A 15,853-nucleotide genomic window follows, 5' to 3' on the forward strand; every position below is an offset into this window, starting at 1 on the left:
AACGAAATACACAAGGAGCGCAGTTATGACGGGCAAAGCATTTCTAAAAATGGTCACGCACAAAGGCATTCCATTAAGTTGCATAGCGGTAAGGCTAAATTGTAAACTCGCCACAATTAAAGCAATTGGATTTATGGAGACAGTTCCTAAACCATACATTGTTAAATTTATCAGCGCATTCAGAGATTCTCTCACCGACCATGACGTACAAGCATTGACTCATTAATATTTAGAGCTTGCCGATACTTTTCTTGTTATGTGCTAAATTATTTACTTACGTTACTATTTATCATCAGTTACCTGAAACTTGTGTCTTTTTATAGCTAAAGAACAAGCAGGTTATTTTTCATAATCGGCTAAAAGAAAACTCATATGGACTTTTTTGAATTGCTAGTGTGCGCATTTGTATGTGGCTTTGCGTGTAAGCTTATAAATATGCCTCCATTAATTGGTTATTTAATTGCAGGGTTTATATTAAATGCATGGGGATATGAAATTACCCCAGAACTTGAAACCTTAGCAAATCTTGGTATAACCATTATGTTATTTACCATTGGCCTTAAACTAAATATAAAAGACCTTGCTCGCAATGAAATATATTTAGTGACTATTCTACATACCTTTACATGGGTAATGCTTATAGGGGCCACTACACTCTTGTTAAGTGTTATCGCGCTTCCCTACTTTACTGAATTGACGTGGCAACAGTGCGCATTAATCGCCTTTGCCCTGAGTTTTAGTTCTACCGTCTGTGTGGTGAAGCTTTTAGAAGAGTCAGGAGAAAGCAAAACTAGGCATGGTAAAATTGCCATTGGAATTTTGGTTGTACAAGACATATTCGCCGTCATCTTTTTGGTTTTAGCGACGGGGAAAGTTCCATCTCTATATGCAATCGGGTTATTTTTACTCATTCCTGCAGTCCCTATTTTTCGAAGATTACTAAGCGCAGCTGGTCATGGCGAGTTATTACCACTATGCGGTCTAGTATTTGCGTTGGGGGCTTATGCTCTTTTTGAACTAGTGGGAGTTAAAGGTGATTTAGGCGCACTAGTTATTGGTATTCTATTGGCGAACAGTCCAAAAGCATCTGAACTATCCAAATCATTACTAAGCTTTAAAGATCTATTTTTAATAGGGTTTTTCTTAAGTATAGGTTTAATAGCGCTTCCTACTATTGAAATGACCCTATTAGCGCTATTGCTTAGCGTATTGCTACCGCTTAAATTCAAGCTATTTTTTGGATTTTTCTCAATTACTAAACTGCGTGCAAGAACATCTTATTTGAGTAGTTTGATTATGACCAACTACAGTGAATTTGGGCTCATTGTTGGCGCAGTTGCAGTCGGCGCTGGAATGCTTGATCCACAATGGTTAGTCATTCTAGCCTTGTGTGTTTCGTTCTCTTTCGTTTTGACAAGTGTTTTATATCCTAAGTCTCATGAGCACTACAGTCGTTTAAAAAATAAGCTAAAGGTATTTGAGCGAAAAAGCATTCTACCTGATGACCAGTACCCTAACCTCAACGATGCACAAATTCTTGTTATTGGCATGGGAAGAGTTGGAAAAGGTGCTTTTTATTCATTGCAAAAATCCTTAGGTAATACCGTTTGGGGTATGGATGCAGACGCACAGCGGATCAACTCCTTATGCGCATCATCAACTAATTTAATCGCAGGTGATGGTGAAAATATCGATATGTGGGAGAATCTTGATACACGCAATTTACAGCTCATTTTGCTTGCATTGCCGTCTATCGAGGATTCATCAAATATTACCGATCAATTGCGAGCGACCGGTTATAAAGGGCAAATTGCTGCCATCGCTCGTTATGAAGATGAAGTTGAGCCATTGCTTGAAAGAGGTGTTGATAGAGTATTTAACTTTTTCACTGACGCAGGTGTAGGTTTTGCCGAAGAAAGCATAAGCTTACTAAATGAGATTAAAGATAACGCCGAAGGTTTACCATAGCGATACTCTTAATCGCATTGCTAATGAGAATGATTTACTTTTGTATACCATTGAATTATATAGATTTTTTCTGAAATACACTTTGACTAAGACTACTTTTATGCTATTTTGAGACCATATGTGAACAAGAGGCATCATAATGAAAGGGTCTACGAAAGTTATTAGCGCATTAAACGAAATGCTTACGATCGAGTTAACGTCAATCAATCAATATTTTTTGCATGCAAGAATGCATAAAAATTGGGGCTTGGAAGGCTTAAACTCTGCGGCGTACAAAAAATCCATTAAGGATATGAAGCAAGCAGACAAATTAATAGAAAGAATTCTCTTTTTAGAGGGCCTGCCTAATTTACAGATGCTCGGCAAATTATATATTGGCGAGGATACAATCGAATCGCTGGCATGCGATTATAAGTTTGAGCAAGAACAAATCCCTAAGCTTAAAGCCTCAATCGCCCTATGCGAGCAAGAACAAGACTATGTCAGTCGTGATATGCTCAGCACAATTCTTGAAGATGAAGAAGAATATGCTGACTGGATTGAAACTCAACAACATCAAATTGACACGCTTGGATTAGAAAATTATCTACAATCACAAATAGAGGCCTAAGAATTATGGAAGGTAATCAAAAAGTAATAAACGGCTTGAATAGCCTTTTGGGGTATGAACTTGCCGCTATGGACCAATATTTCATTCATTCTCAAATGTATGATGATTGGGGATTAACTAAGTTATATGAAAGAATCAACCATGAGTTCGACGACGAAAAAGGTCACGCGACAAAGCTCATTGAACGGATGTTATTTTTAGGTGGTGTCCCAGATATGACAACGCGTACAGGGCTAGAAATTGGTTCTGAAGTGCCTGATATGTTAGCAAGTGATTTACGAGTTGAATATGAAGTAGCGGCAAAACTTAAAGATGTAATTGCGATTTGTGAACAAGAACAGGACTATGTGTCTAGAGATATGTTACTTGTGTTGCTTGATGATACTGAAATGGATCATGCACATTGGCTAGAGCAGCAACTAGGCTTAATTAAACGTTTGGGATTACAAAATTACTTACAATCACAGCTATAAACAGTCATTGATAAGTACTAAAAGAAGCCGATAGCAAAATCTTGTTATCGGTTTTTTTATTCGTAAATTCCACTAATAGTAACCATTTCATTTCAGCTAGATTACAGCTTCCCAGAAAAGTAAGCCCTATTCCTTTTTCTTGGCCGTCTTCAAAAATAATTGATGTTTTTCCCATGTACATATTTACGCCCTCAACCCACGCTTTAGAGATTTTAAAATCATCGTCGAATAAAAATTCAACAAACAATTCTTCTTCTACTTCTAGTGGTGAAATAAACCTAATACTAAAGTCTGCCCCCTCTTGTGTATAAAAACAGCGGCCATTGTTTAAATTACATTCACCAGAGTGATTGGTAGGCCTATTTGCATAATTTAAGTAAACCCCCGCCAACACAAAGCTGGCAAGGATAATCACCATGATTATTTGATTTTTTGTCGTGCTTTTAAGGCTCATTATCAAGCGTAAACTTTCCTTTATTGACCGAGATCAAGTGTTGCTTCACTTGTGTATCTTTTTGTATTTAAAAACATTAATATCTACACCTAGCTTAGTGCAAAGTTTACTCATCTTTATTGCATCACTCAACTAGGACGCATTTTGATTCGTAAATTAACACAAGTCTACACTGACATTTTTTCTCAAAGCGGAAGTTTTTATAATGAGTGAAACAAGCCAAGTTAAACCTGATTACAATTACAAAGTAGTTAGGCAATTTACGATTATGACGGTTGTTTGGGGCATCATTGGAATGTTGGTTGGAGTATTATTGGCAGCGCAGTTGTTTGCGCCGGCTTTAAACTTCGACCTGCCATGGTTAACATATTCTCGTCTACGTCCACTGCACACTAATGCAGTGATATTTGCATTTGGAGGCTGTGCCCTCTTTGCCACTAGTTATTATATTGTACAACGAACCTGTCAGGTACGTTTGTTCAGTGATAAATTGGCTGCATTTACCTTTTGGGGCTGGCAAGCGGTAATTGTATCAGCCGTTATTACATTGCCGCTAGGGATTACCGCAAGTAAAGAATATGCTGAACTAGAATGGCCTATTGATATTTTGATTACCTTAGTGTGGGTAGCATATGTCATAAACTTCTTTGGTACTTTGGTTGTTAGAAAGACCTCGCACATATATGTAGCGAATTGGTTTTTGGGCGCGTTCATGCTAACCGTTGCGGTATTACACATCGGCAACAGCTTAGCCATACCGGTGAGCTTGTTTAAGTCTTACTCGATATATGCTGGTGCAGTCGATGCGATGATGCAATGGTGGTATGGGCATAATGCGGTAGGCTTTTTCTTAACCGCTGGTTTCTTAGGGATGATGTATTATTTCGTGCCTAAACAAGCTGGTCGTCCCGTTTACTCATATCGATTATCGATTGTTCATTTTTGGGCCTTGGTTTCTCTTTACATATGGGCTGGTCCACATCACCTTCATTACACAGCGCTTCCCGATTGGACACAATCACTGGGGATGGTAATGTCTGTTATATTGTTTGTCCCTTCATGGGGCGGCATGATAAACGGGATTATGACTCTATCAGGTGCATGGCACAAATTGCGTACTGACCCTGTTCTTCGTTTCTTGATTGTATCTTTGTCGTTTTATGGGATGTCAACTTTCGAAGGTCCTATGATGGCAATAAAAACGGTTAATGCTTTATCTCACTACACAGACTGGACCGTCGGTCATGTGCATTCAGGTGCATTGGGTTGGGTTGCCATGGTCTCGATTGGTTCAATATACCACTTAGTACCTATTTTGTTCGCGCAACCTAAAATGTACAGCACAAGACTTATTAATATCCATTTTTGGTTAGCAACAATCGGAGTGGTGTTATATATCGTGGCAATGTGGATGTCTGGTGTACTTCAAGGAATGATGTGGAGAGCGGTCAATGCAGACGGCACATTAACCTACTCATTCGTAGAGTCTTTAGAAGCCTCTAAACCTTTCTACATTGTTCGATTTATTGGTGGACTATTTGTTGTCGCAGGTATGGTGATTATGGCATACAACGTATTTAAAACTGTCACTGCTCCGAAAGAAGAAGATAGTGCTGCGATTAATAATGGCGATGTTGAGGCACTAGGAGTAGCAAAATGAAAAATCCACATGAGATAATCGAAAAAAATGTTGGCCTTTTAACAATTTTGGTTTTAGTTGCGATTAGTTTTGGTGCAATGGCGCAAATACTGCCACTGATGTTCCAACAACAAGTCCTTGAACCTGTAAAAGGTCTACGTCCATATACAGCCTTAGAAATGGAAGGTCGAGATATCTATATTCGTGAAGGTTGCGTTGGATGTCATAGTCAAATGATACGCCCTTTTAGAGCTGAAACTGAGCGCTATGGTCACTATTCAGTCGCTGGCGAGTCTGTTTGGGAAAGGCCTTTCCTTTGGGGTTCGAAGCGCACTGGGCCTGATTTGGCGCGTGTTGGTGGACGCTACAGTGATGAATGGCATCGTGTACACCTAATTAATCCAAGAGCGGTTGTACCAGAGTCAAATATGCCTTAGTTACCCATGGTTAGAAGAGAATATATTAGACGGTGAACATATCGCTAAGAAGCTTGAAGTTAACAAAATGCTTGGTGTGCCATACACAGATGAAGATATCGCTGGCGCTAAAGCTGCTGTTGAGGGTAAAACTGAAATGGAAGCGTTAATTGCGTATCTTCAATCTCTTGGCACACATCTACAATAGAGGTCATTACAATGGATCAAGGTATTGTAGGTAGTATTTTCACAGTCGTAGTCTTTGTCGCATTTGTTGGAGCAGTATGGTGGGCTTTTAATGCTCGTAATAAAACAAAATTCGAAGAGGCCGCCAACATTATTTTTGAAGATGATGTTGAGCAAAATGACAACACGTTAAGCACAAAAGATCAGGAGTCATAATCTCATGACTATGTTTTGGACAATATGGATTAGTGTGATCACACTAGGCACAATTGTAGGATGTTATTTCCTACTAAAATGGACACTTGCGAATAAAACGGGTGTACCTGAAGGCGAAGAAATGGGCCACGAGTTTGATGGTATCGTGGAGTTAAATAATCAGTTACCTAAGTGGTGGACAAACTTATTCTACATTACGATGGTATGGGGAATAATATACTTAATTTTGTACTCTGGCTTGGGGTTCACATTTAAAGGTGTGTTAGGTTGGGAAAGCTCAAACCAAGGTGTAATAAGCTTGGCAGAATCTAGAGAAGAACTTGCCTCTGATATAGCACAAGGTAATTTAAATGAATACGCAGAAGAAATTAGAGTCGCAAACGAGCGTTTCGACCCTATTTTTGAAGAATACGCAAAAACACCAGTAGAAGAGCTTGCTTTAAACAGCGAAGCACTTGAAGTTGGGAAGCGCTTGTTTATTCAAAATTGTGCACAGTGTCACGGTTCTGACGCACGCGGGCAGCGTGGTGGTTTCCCTAATTTGACTGACAATGATTGGTTATATGGTGGAAGCGGCGAGAAAATCAAAGAAACCCTTATCAAAGGCCGTATTGGCGCAATGCCTTGGTTGGCTTCCTGCTTTTGGTGAACAAGGTATTGAAGAGATTGTTGCATACACACTAAGTTTAAGCGGGCGCGATGTTGATGACAATTTAGCGCAAGCAGGCAAAGCTAGGTTTGCGGCATGCGCAGCATGTCATGGCTTAGATGGTAAGGGCAATCAAATGATCGGTGCGCCTAACCTAACAGATAACATTTGGTTATATGGTGGTACTACGCCTGCAGTGACGCAAACGCTTAACTACGGCAGAAACGGTGTAATGCCTGCTTTTGACCAAACTCTTGGTGAAGATAAAGTGCATGTCGTTGCCGCCTACGTGTATAGCTTATCGCAGTAAAATTGTAAGTTACTGTCAGGTTAAAACGAAGAAAAACAGCCTCGATTTCGGGGCTTTTTAATGCCATTTTTGATACATTATAACTGTTATTTTATTTGCTAATTCAAGGGTATATAGATGCAAGAGCACGACACTCAACCTTGGTACAAACAATTTTGGCCGTGGTTTCTTATTTGTATCCCCCTATCGTCAGTGATAGTGGGTTCACAGGTATTTAGACTAGCGACAGATGGCACTAATAGCCTAGTAGTCGATGATTACTATAAAGAAGGCAAAAGTATCAATGCGAGGCTAGACAAAATTGAACGAGCAAAAGCATTAAACATAACGACTAAGCTTGATGTTCAACAATCAGATATCGCTTTAGAGTTTTTATCAGGCGCGCCGGAGACTGGAGAAGCACTTAAACTAGATTTTTTTCACGTCACTCAAGAAGCAAAAGACTTTACTGTTTTGTTAACACGAGATGCCAACGGTGTATATCGAAACAATGAAACCTTACCAATTGAAGGCAAATGGCGCTTGCGACTTACACCTATGGACGAAAGTTGGAAAGTACAAAAGCGGCTGGTGCTGCCACAACGTGTGCCATTTGATTTTAATCCCACTTAATAATTGCGACTATAAAAGCCAGTATTAAACATGAGCATAGTGATACCTCAAGGCGGATGCTTCCATTGTGGTCTGCCTAATTTAGAAAAAGATGCCTTTCCTGTCACCATTAGGTCAATCACTCACCACATGTGCTGCCCTTGGCTGTCAGGCAGTATCGCAAGCTATTGTCGACAATGGCTTGGAAGATTACTACGAATTTAGAACCGAATTAGCTGCACGAGGTGATGCGGCTCTTGAAAATACAATGGCAAAACTAGCCGTTTATGACGAGCCTGAACTGCAAGAGGAATTTGTGTTTGAACAGGGAAAACACAAAGAGATTCAGCTAACTGTCGAAGGGATAACATGCGCGGCTTGTGGCTGGTTAATTGAAAAACAACTGTCTAAGTTATCAGGCATTAAACAAGTTTCAGTAAATGTCTCTGCAAGACGCGCTATGGTGACATGGGATGACCACGAAATAAAACTCTCAGGCGTTTTATCTCGGTTAAAATCTATTGGATACGAATCACTTCCCTTCCAGCCTGATACTCATGAAGCATCATATAAAAAAGAACATAAAAGTTTTCTAAAGAAACTGGGTTTAGCGGGCATTATGACAATGCAAGTAATGATGCTGGCGATGGGGCAATACTTCGATATTTTTGGAAACATAGATGAAGATGCTATTGCATATTTTAATGCAGTCAGTCTTTTATTAACAACGCCAGTTGTATTGTATTCAGGTAGCATATTTTATATTAGTGCAATCAAGGCTATACAGGCTAAAACGGTCAACATGGACGTCCCTATTACAATTGCGATCGTTCTTACCTATATTGCGGGTGTAATGGCGGTCAATAAAAGTACAGGGGAAGTCTATTTTGAATCTATCTGCATGTTTGTTTTCTTTTTATTGATTAGCCGTTTTTTAGAACACCGCTCGCGTCATAAAGCGACTCTAATATCGTCAAACATGCTCAAATTAATTCCGGTCACCGCAACTAAATTAGAAGGCGAGAATTGGATATCTGTGTTAGCCAAACAGATTAAAAAAGGAGATGAGGTATTAGTAAAAGCGGGAGAAACGGTGCCAGTAGATGGGCTTATTCTAAGTGGAAAAAGTACCTTTGATGAATCAATGTTAACCGGCGAGTTTGAGCCTGTTGTCAAATCTAAGTCTGAAATCGTCTATGCAGGCTCGTTAAATCAACAAGGGGCCGTGACCATTAGAACCAGTGCTAGTGTAAAATATGCAATGATGAACCAAATTTTACGGCTACAAGAACAAGCACTAGCGAATAAACCGAAAGTTGCCGCTATTGCCGATATGTTATCTCGATACTTTGTCACGGTTGTTTTATTAGTATCGGCCTTAACATTTGCATTTTGGCATTGGCAGGGCAATGAACATGCGTTTTGGATAACCATATCGGTATTAGTTGCCACCTGCCCCTGCGCTCTTGGACTTGCTACACCTTCAGCATTAACATGTTCGATGGCCAGACTAAACCAATTAGGGATCTTGCTCAAAAGAGCGGATGCGCTAGAACAGTTGACTCACATAAGCGATATTATTTTTGACAAAACAGGAACATTAACTAAGGGGCAATTTTCGATAAATAAGCACTTTATCATTCCAGACGCGTTAAATGATTTGTCGCTAAACGAACATGATATATTATCAATGGCTTATTTGATTGAACAGCGCTCTGAGCATCCTATCGCTAGTGCGTTTAGTCGATATCAACTCGAACGCGATACGCCCGCGCTAATGAGTGATTTCAATGTTGAAATCGGCAAAGGCGTGAGCGCAACCCTAGACGGGTTTGCTTGTGTGATAGGGTCTAAGAAATATGTCGAAAGCCAAATAGATCTCGCCTCAATTAACTCGCTAAAAGAAAGTTTGCTGGGAGCTAATGTTCTTTTTTGCATCAATAAGAGGTTAGTTGGCGCATTTTGGGTGACAGATACTGTACAGGATGGAGCAAGTGACATCATCGCTATCCTATCTGATTATGAGTTAAGTGTGCTTAGCGGAGACGCACAAGCTAATGTTGAAGTTGTCGCAAAACAACTTAATATTAAGAACGCAATTGGTGATAGACATCCAGAAGCAAAATTGGCTTTTGTTCAACAAAAACATCAACAGGGCTCTCAAGTATTGATGCTCGGTGATGGCATTAATGACGCACCCGTACTAGCGGCAGCCGATGTGTCAATAGCGGTTGGAAACGCTTCTGATTTAGCAAAAAATGCAGCTGATATCGTATTATTAAACCCGAAGCTAAGCTCATTAATTGATGTACTATTTATGGCTAAGCAAACCAAACGAAAAATAAAGCAGAACATTGCTTGGGCACTAGGATACAATATCAGCGTTCTACCTTTTGCAGTCTTTGGTATATTGACACCATGGCAAGCTGCATTAGGAATGTCATTGAGTTCTGTCATCGTGGTTTACAACTCAACACGATTAATGCGATAAGCTATGATTTTAAAGAGTAAAATCTCATGAGTGTAATATTTGTTCTTATTCCATTGGCTGTTATTATTATTGCTATTGCGATTGGCGTGTTTTTTTGGGCCGTAAAATCTAACCAGTTCGATGATTTAGAACGACAAGGTTACAGTATTTTATTTGATGATGATTTAAAAGAAGAAAACAAACCCTCCTCATCAAAAACTTCGCCAAGCAAGCACGATGACAAAGGTAATACTGGTGCCTGAATGGTTGCCAATCACTGCTTTTTTAATTGGTCTAGCTGGCGGTGTTCATTGTATAGGTATGTGTGGCGGAATTGCGTCAGCATTTACCTTTGCTATTCCAAAAGGCGCATCGGTGCAGCCCTACATATGGTGCTATAACCTTGGCCGAATCTTTGCTTATACACTTGCTGGTGGGCTCACTGGGTTGATTGGCGGTATTGTTAGTAGCAGCCTACTAACAGGCTTAGTGATTTTACAATCTCTTAGTATTGTTTTTCTTGTATTATTGTCGCTCTATATTAGTGATATTTTTAAGGGCTTGATAGTCTTAGAAAAAGCCGGCGCATCGGTATGGCGGCATATTTCACCGTTAGCAAAACGTTTTATTCCATTTAAAAGTCCCCTTCATACTATCGCTTATGGTTTTATATGGGGCTGGTTACCCTGCGGCTTGGTTTACTCTGCATTAACATGGTCGTTATCGAGCACTAGTGCCTTGCAAGGCGCAATATTTATGTTTGCATTTGGCTTAGGCACTTTGCCGGCGCTTCTTGCTAGTAGCATGGGGGCAAGTTTCTTAATGCCACTGCTACAGAACATTAGAACTAGACAAATTATTGCTTTGTTACTATTTGTTTTTGCAATAATTTTGACCTTTGAATTATTTAAGAGTATAAATATGATCTAAAATACGCAAAGGTTAGTAGCTTATGCCTAAATTACCTGAAATGTCCATCCACTGCCAAAGCTGTAGCTTTAGTCATCTTTGTCTTCCTGTTAGTCTCAATAAAAATGAATTGGAGTCGCTTGACGAAATCATTGAGCGCAAGAAGCCTTTGCACAAACACGATAAGCTAGTGAATGCTGGTGATAAATTTCACTCTTTGTTTGCGGTTAGATCAGGTTCGTTTAAATCGTATATTAGCGGTAAAGACGGCGTTGAACAGGTTATTGGTTTTCATTTTCCTGGTGATATTATCGGTTTTGATGCTTTAAAGGACTCTCAACATCAAAGCTTCACGCAAGCACTAGAAACAGCTATGGTTTGCGAGTTACCCTACAACACCTTAGAAGAAGTATCAGCGAACTACCCTAAATTGCGTCAACAGATTATGAAGTTCATGAGCTCCGAAATTAAACATGATCATGATTTGATGATGCTACTGAGTAAAAGAAGTGCAGAAGAGCGTTTGTTACACTTCATCAGTCATTTATCGCAGCGATTTGATGAGCGTGGTTATTCTGCCAAACAATTCCATTTATCGATGACTCGCAATGAAATAGGAAACTATCTTGGTTTGACAGTTGAGACAATATCAAGGTTATTAACGCGTTTTCAAAAAGAAGGCCTTATTAGTGTCGAAGGTAAATTGATCACTATTCTTGACGATCAGGGCCTTAAACAGCGGATGCCTGAAAACGAAATTGCGATTACATCGGCCTGTTAACCGAAAGCCAAAACGCTACTTTAAAGGCTTCACAGTCTGTTGAATACATTCGAATGAATCAGTGAAGTCGCTCAAATACACCCGCATTAATGATACTTTTGGTCTTCAAATCATAGTCAAAGACTAGATCCTTGTTTATAATCACCCCGTTTTAAAATTTCTAAAGATGATACTGTGTTAGCTAAACAAAAAAGCTCTACCAACTTTAATAAACTTCAAAAACGTCTTAGACGTGAAACCGGAAAAGCCATACAAACTTACAATATGATTGAGGATGGCGATCATATAATGGTGTGCGTTTCTGGCGGTAAAGATAGTTATGCCCTGCTCGATATTTTAATGTATTTTCAGCGAATAGCCCCCATCAGCTTTAGTATCACGGCCGTTAATTTAGATCAAAAACAGCCCGGTTTTCCTGAACATGTGTTGCCTTCATACCTTAAAGCTTTGGGGGTAAGCTACAAAATTGTTGAAGAAGATACCTACAGTATAGTCACAGACAAAATCCCTGAAGGTAAAACGACCTGCTCCTTATGCTCGCGACTAAGAAGAGGTATATTGTATAGGACGGCGAAAGAAATAAAGGCGAGTAAAATTGCGCTAGGTCATCATAGAGATGACATGATAGAAACGATGATGTTAAACATGTTTTATGGCGGCAGACTAAAATCTATGCCGCCAAAGTTGGTCAGCGATGATAACGAAAATATTGTTATTCGTCCCCTCGCCTTTTGCCAAGAAAACGATTTACAAAAATATGCAAATGCGATGAGTTTCCCTATCATCCCTTGCAATTTGTGTGGTTCACAAGAAAACCTTCAACGTAAGAATATTAAGAAAATGCTACAAGACTGGCATTTACAATTTCCTGGACGAATAGAATCAATGTTTAGAGCGATGCAAAATATTGTACCCTCTCATTTGTTAGATAATCAGCATTTTGACTTTGACTCACTTACAAAAACAACTTCTATAAACGGTGAGAAAGATATTGCCTTTGACCCTCTTGTTGTTAGTAGTGATTCGATTAGTGATATCGATAAGCACGGCAAATTTGACATAGATGTTGTAGAGCTTAAATAAGGATTTATATGAAGATTGGTTTAGCTTTAGGCGCTGGAGCGGCAAGAGGATGGGCCCACATTGGCATAATTAACGCACTGCAAGAACTTGGTATCAAAATAGATATCGTTGCAGGCTGCTCTATCGGCGCTTACGTTGGTTCAGCATTCGCAAGTGGCAAACTAGACGAACTAGAGGCATGGGCAAATACGCTTAACGAATGGCAAGTATTTAGTCTATTAGGTATTGGATTTAGACGCGGTGGTCTCGCTAGTGGTCAAAAAGTATTTGAAAAACATAAAGAATCATTTTGTGCACCTTCCTTTGAACAAATGAATATTCCTTTTACAGCTGTTGCCACCGATCTATATTCTGGTAAGGAAGTTATCTTTGCTAAAGGTGATATAAACGATGCAATTCAAGCATCATGCGCAATTCCAGCTCTGTTTGCTCCAATTGAGCATGAAGGCAGATGGTTAGTTGACGGTGCCGTGGTGAACCCTGTCCCTGTGAACCAATGCCGTCAACTTGGTGCTGATTTTGTTATTGCCGTTAATCTTAGTGCTGATTTTAGACCGCAGCTAATAGAAAAGTATGAGCAAGAGCATCACGCTAATCAGGAAAGAACAGATGCATTTATGGATAAAGCAAACGACGGCTTTATGAAACAATGGTTTTCGCCTGATCCCAAGCCAAATAAAAGTAAAGCGCCTGAGTATCATGAGTGTAATGAGTTCATCCCTAGAGATATTGCAAGCACGAGTTACTCGTTCAAGACTTGCTGGCGATCCGCCTGATCTTCTTATTGAACCACAGCTACGAGATGTTGGCCTTTTGGAGTTCCATCGAGCTGAAGAACTCGCAATTAAGGGGCGACAATCGGTGGAGCGCATCGCAAAGCAAATTCAATATCAACTTAATATTGAAAAAATAGATAACTACGAAAGTTAAACTATTCGTTGGTTACAGCAGTTATGCGTAACGGTTTTGCAGGGAGTGTCACACCAGCAAGCTGGGTAAAATCGTCTGGTGTTATAACAATGTAGTTATCTTCAAGCCTTACAGGCAACTCATCAGTATTCTCCAGACTATCCTTATCAAAATAGATCTTTAAACCATTTACTTTGGGCATCATAAAGGATAAAAAACCACCCATTTCGTCGAAGAATGCGGTGTATTGATCAAAAACAAATTGAAGGTCGTCTAATGAATATGAATGTAGTAAATATTCTGGTTTCGTTTCAAGTTGCACAGACATGTCACAAACATTTGATGGTTCTACTAATTCAATCACTAGCACCGCGTCAGCAAGTCTCAACGCCCTCTCTTTAGGAACTGTGAACCTATTTTCAGGACTAACAACAATGGGAATTTGTTGTTTATCGGTACTAATACGAGCAGCACTTATTTCACACAATGCCTTTGAATGGATGTTCACAAAACCAAACGCAAATTGCAGCGCTTGTGTTGATTCATTATCAAGCTTTTTTACATGACTATAAAAGCTTTTATATTCAACTTCTAGCGTATTTGCATGTGTTAAGAAAGGCAATAACAAGCATATAAAGCCTAGTGATTTTATCATTCGATCAGTTCCTGATTAATTTTAAGCATTAGCTCTAGCTCATCAATGTATTCTTGTCCGCGCTCTGAATAACTATCTAATCCATCGATGAGTGCCTTAGCTTCTATTGTTTGTCCGTTTTGTCGTAAATTCGATCTAATATCGCGTAATTCTTCATACGGTCCAAGACGGTTAATGTTTCTCATATAAACATACATCGCAGTAGATAGGTTATCAAATTTAGCAACCTCATGTGATGCGCCTTCATCACGCTGCCTAGGAACGAAGCCACAACCTTTTGCAAAACACCACAAACCGAAGAAATTATAACCGTTTTGCGCAAAACGTGAGCTTCCCCACGCCGATTCATTTGCACTTTGCACTAGCACCAAAGCTTTTGGAATAATGTCTACTTTTAGTAGTAGGCGCTCAAACTTTTCTTCTTGTGAAAGGCTTTGATCGATTTGATACTCTTGAATCAACCACTTAAAATCTTCTAGTTGCTGCTCGGATAACGACTGCGCGCTTTGCATCTGTTTAATTTGCGCTCTAAGAGCCAATATATATTGATTTTGAGCTTCGACCGCTGGACTAAGATAGTCGAAAAAAGCGACTTTTTTTTCGGTTACATCACTAAATTCAGAGAAGCTTGGTACTGGTTCATAGGCATTATCTAGTACTGGAATTGCGGGCAGTTTACTGTCTGGCTGCCCAAGGTTTATCAATACCAGCGCAACAAGCCCGAACACCAGCGAACTAATAATGAGCGTTAACCAATATTTATTAAGCATTGAATAGCCCATCGTTAGTCATAGTTTCTTGGTTTTTATCATCTTGAATAGGAACGCAGAATAAATCTTCGTAAATTACAGCTTTAACATTGTAATAAAACGGCCCTACCCACAAATAGGCGAACCCAAAACTGATAAGAACTAACACCAACATAGCTAAAAAGATCATATACAACACTAACATTTTACCCAAATAAACATGGCTCATTTTGATTGAATAAATAATTGCTTGTAAGGGACGTAAGCCTTTGTCTGCGATTAGTGGCAACGTAAAGGTTGTTACTGCAAAAATATAAACGCCGGGTAAGAAAAACAACTTCAAACCCAGTTCAAGCACTGAACTGATAACAAAATATGCCAACGCAATCTTAGGTAGAATAATGAAATAATTAAAGACATTTGAAAATGCCCCATTGCCTTGTCTATTGTACTTTATTGCAAGCATACTAACACCCGTCCAAAGTGGAGCCTGAAGCAGCGTTATAGCGATAATAAGAATAAATTGCTGCCTTTGCGACAGCGTCACTTTTTGTTCAAAAAAAGCACTAAAATCAGAAATGCCAAATGCATTTAGTAGCATGTAATAACTGGCAAATAATATTGCTAACGTGGCAAGTAAGGCTTGTGCAATAAGCCAGTTATTTTGCACAGATAAGGTTTGTGCACGCTTAAAAATACTTTTAATGTCGAAATCGTAACTACCATCTAATTTATCCCCAAATTGGGAGTTGTTACTATTAGGTTGAATCATGTAATGGTAATAC

The 15,853-nt window shown here is 39.4% G+C and carries 16 protein-coding genes and 4 pseudogenes; 16 read left to right on the plus strand and 4 right to left on the minus strand.

Annotated elements, in window-relative coordinates:
* Positions 1 to 25 precede the first annotated feature (25 nt).
* From ACZ1G6_RS07180 to bfr (ACZ1G6_RS07195), 4 genes are all read left to right on the plus strand, one after another.
* Entirely contained in the window at positions 26 to 226 is a 201-nt protein-coding gene (locus ACZ1G6_RS07180; protein WP_472618667.1) for a hypothetical protein, read from the plus strand.
* Positions 227 to 372: 146 nt separating this feature from the next.
* Positions 373 to 1,968, plus strand: a complete 1,596-nt coding sequence (locus tag ACZ1G6_RS07185; RefSeq protein ID WP_472618668.1) for a cation:proton antiporter domain-containing protein — start codon at positions 373 to 375, stop codon at positions 1,966 to 1,968.
* A 139-nt stretch (positions 1,969 to 2,107) separates the two neighbouring features.
* On the plus strand, positions 2,108 to 2,578 hold the full coding sequence (gene bfr, locus ACZ1G6_RS07190; RefSeq protein WP_472618669.1) for a bacterioferritin: 471 nt from the start codon (positions 2,108 to 2,110) through the stop codon (positions 2,576 to 2,578).
* A 5-nt stretch (positions 2,579 to 2,583) separates the two neighbouring features.
* Positions 2,584 to 3,051 carry a bacterioferritin gene (gene bfr, locus ACZ1G6_RS07195; RefSeq protein WP_472618670.1) on the plus strand — a complete coding sequence of 156 codons (468 nt, stop codon included), beginning with the start codon at positions 2,584 to 2,586 and terminating at the stop codon, positions 3,049 to 3,051.
* 4 nt (positions 3,052 to 3,055) lie between these two features.
* Here the strand turns inward: bfr (ACZ1G6_RS07195) and ACZ1G6_RS07200 are convergent, their stop codons facing one another.
* Positions 3,056 to 3,505, minus strand: coding sequence for a hypothetical protein (locus ACZ1G6_RS07200; RefSeq protein ID WP_472618671.1), 450 nt, complete (start codon positions 3,503 to 3,505; stop codon positions 3,056 to 3,058).
* Between the two features lie 205 nt (positions 3,506 to 3,710).
* Here ACZ1G6_RS07200 and ccoN point away from each other — a divergent pair, with 205 nt between their 5' ends.
* From ccoN to rssA, 12 genes and pseudogenes are all read left to right on the plus strand, one after another.
* Positions 3,711 to 5,165, plus strand: coding sequence for a cytochrome-c oxidase, cbb3-type subunit I (ccoN, locus tag ACZ1G6_RS07205; protein WP_472618672.1), 1,455 nt, complete (start codon positions 3,711 to 3,713; stop codon positions 5,163 to 5,165).
* Positions 5,162 to 5,768: pseudogene (ccoO, locus tag ACZ1G6_RS07210) on the plus strand (cytochrome-c oxidase, cbb3-type subunit II). The gene ccoN and the pseudogene ccoO overlap by 4 nt, the downstream one beginning before the upstream one ends.
* Before the next feature lie 11 nt (positions 5,769 to 5,779).
* A complete protein-coding gene (locus ACZ1G6_RS07215; RefSeq protein ID WP_472618673.1) occupies positions 5,780 to 5,962 on the plus strand; it encodes a cbb3-type cytochrome oxidase subunit 3 in 183 nt (60 codons plus the stop codon).
* Between the two features lie 4 nt (positions 5,963 to 5,966).
* Positions 5,967 to 6,921 (plus strand): annotated as a pseudogene (gene ccoP / locus ACZ1G6_RS07220) (cytochrome-c oxidase, cbb3-type subunit III).
* A 117-nt stretch (positions 6,922 to 7,038) separates the two neighbouring features.
* A complete protein-coding gene (locus tag ACZ1G6_RS07225; protein WP_472618674.1) occupies positions 7,039 to 7,533 on the plus strand; it encodes a FixH family protein in 495 nt (164 codons plus the stop codon).
* Positions 7,534 to 7,563: 30 nt separating this feature from the next.
* Positions 7,564 to 7,984, plus strand: a pseudogene (locus ACZ1G6_RS07230) (heavy metal translocating P-type ATPase metal-binding domain-containing protein); the annotation flags it as partial.
* Between the two features lie 330 nt (positions 7,985 to 8,314).
* The gene (locus tag ACZ1G6_RS07235) at positions 8,315 to 10,003 is read left to right on the plus strand and encodes a heavy metal translocating P-type ATPase (protein WP_472618948.1); all 1,689 of its coding nucleotides are present in this window, start codon (positions 8,315 to 8,317) and stop codon (positions 10,001 to 10,003) included.
* A 26-nt stretch (positions 10,004 to 10,029) separates the two neighbouring features.
* The gene (ccoS, locus tag ACZ1G6_RS07240; RefSeq protein ID WP_472618675.1) at positions 10,030 to 10,245 is read left to right on the plus strand and encodes a cbb3-type cytochrome oxidase assembly protein CcoS; all 216 of its coding nucleotides are present in this window, start codon (positions 10,030 to 10,032) and stop codon (positions 10,243 to 10,245) included.
* Positions 10,220 to 10,912 carry a sulfite exporter TauE/SafE family protein gene (locus ACZ1G6_RS07245; RefSeq protein WP_472618676.1) on the plus strand — a complete coding sequence of 231 codons (693 nt, stop codon included), beginning with the start codon at positions 10,220 to 10,222 and terminating at the stop codon, positions 10,910 to 10,912. Before ccoS ends, ACZ1G6_RS07245 begins: the two co-directional genes overlap by 26 nt.
* Before the next feature lie 22 nt (positions 10,913 to 10,934).
* On the plus strand, positions 10,935 to 11,672 hold the full coding sequence (gene fnr / locus ACZ1G6_RS07250; protein WP_472618677.1) for a fumarate/nitrate reduction transcriptional regulator Fnr: 738 nt from the start codon (positions 10,935 to 10,937) through the stop codon (positions 11,670 to 11,672).
* 174 nt (positions 11,673 to 11,846) lie between these two features.
* A complete protein-coding gene (gene ttcA, locus ACZ1G6_RS07255; RefSeq protein ID WP_472618678.1) occupies positions 11,847 to 12,755 on the plus strand; it encodes a tRNA 2-thiocytidine(32) synthetase TtcA in 909 nt (302 codons plus the stop codon).
* Between the two features lie 8 nt (positions 12,756 to 12,763).
* Positions 12,764 to 13,685: pseudogene (gene rssA / locus ACZ1G6_RS07260) on the plus strand (patatin-like phospholipase RssA).
* Position 13,686: 1 nt separating this feature from the next.
* On the opposite strand, the gene ACZ1G6_RS07265 reads toward rssA, so the two are convergent.
* The 3 genes from ACZ1G6_RS07265 to ACZ1G6_RS07275 are packed head-to-tail and all read right to left on the minus strand — an operon-like array spanning position 13,687 to position 15,840.
* Positions 13,687 to 14,319: a DUF2987 domain-containing protein gene (locus ACZ1G6_RS07265; protein ID WP_472618679.1), complete on the minus strand. Its 633-nt coding sequence runs from the start codon at positions 14,317 to 14,319 to the stop codon at positions 13,687 to 13,689.
* Positions 14,316 to 15,089: a glucosaminidase domain-containing protein gene (locus tag ACZ1G6_RS07270; RefSeq protein WP_472618680.1), complete on the minus strand. Its 774-nt coding sequence runs from the start codon at positions 15,087 to 15,089 to the stop codon at positions 14,316 to 14,318. The genes ACZ1G6_RS07265 and ACZ1G6_RS07270 overlap by 4 nt, the downstream gene beginning before the upstream one ends.
* On the minus strand, positions 15,082 to 15,840 hold the full coding sequence (locus tag ACZ1G6_RS07275; protein ID WP_472618681.1) for a hypothetical protein: 759 nt from the start codon (positions 15,838 to 15,840) through the stop codon (positions 15,082 to 15,084). Before ACZ1G6_RS07275 ends, ACZ1G6_RS07270 begins: the two co-directional genes overlap by 8 nt.
* Between the last annotated feature and the right edge of the window lie 13 nt (positions 15,841 to 15,853).

Source organism: Glaciecola sp. HA4-3 (genome assembly GCF_055693685.1).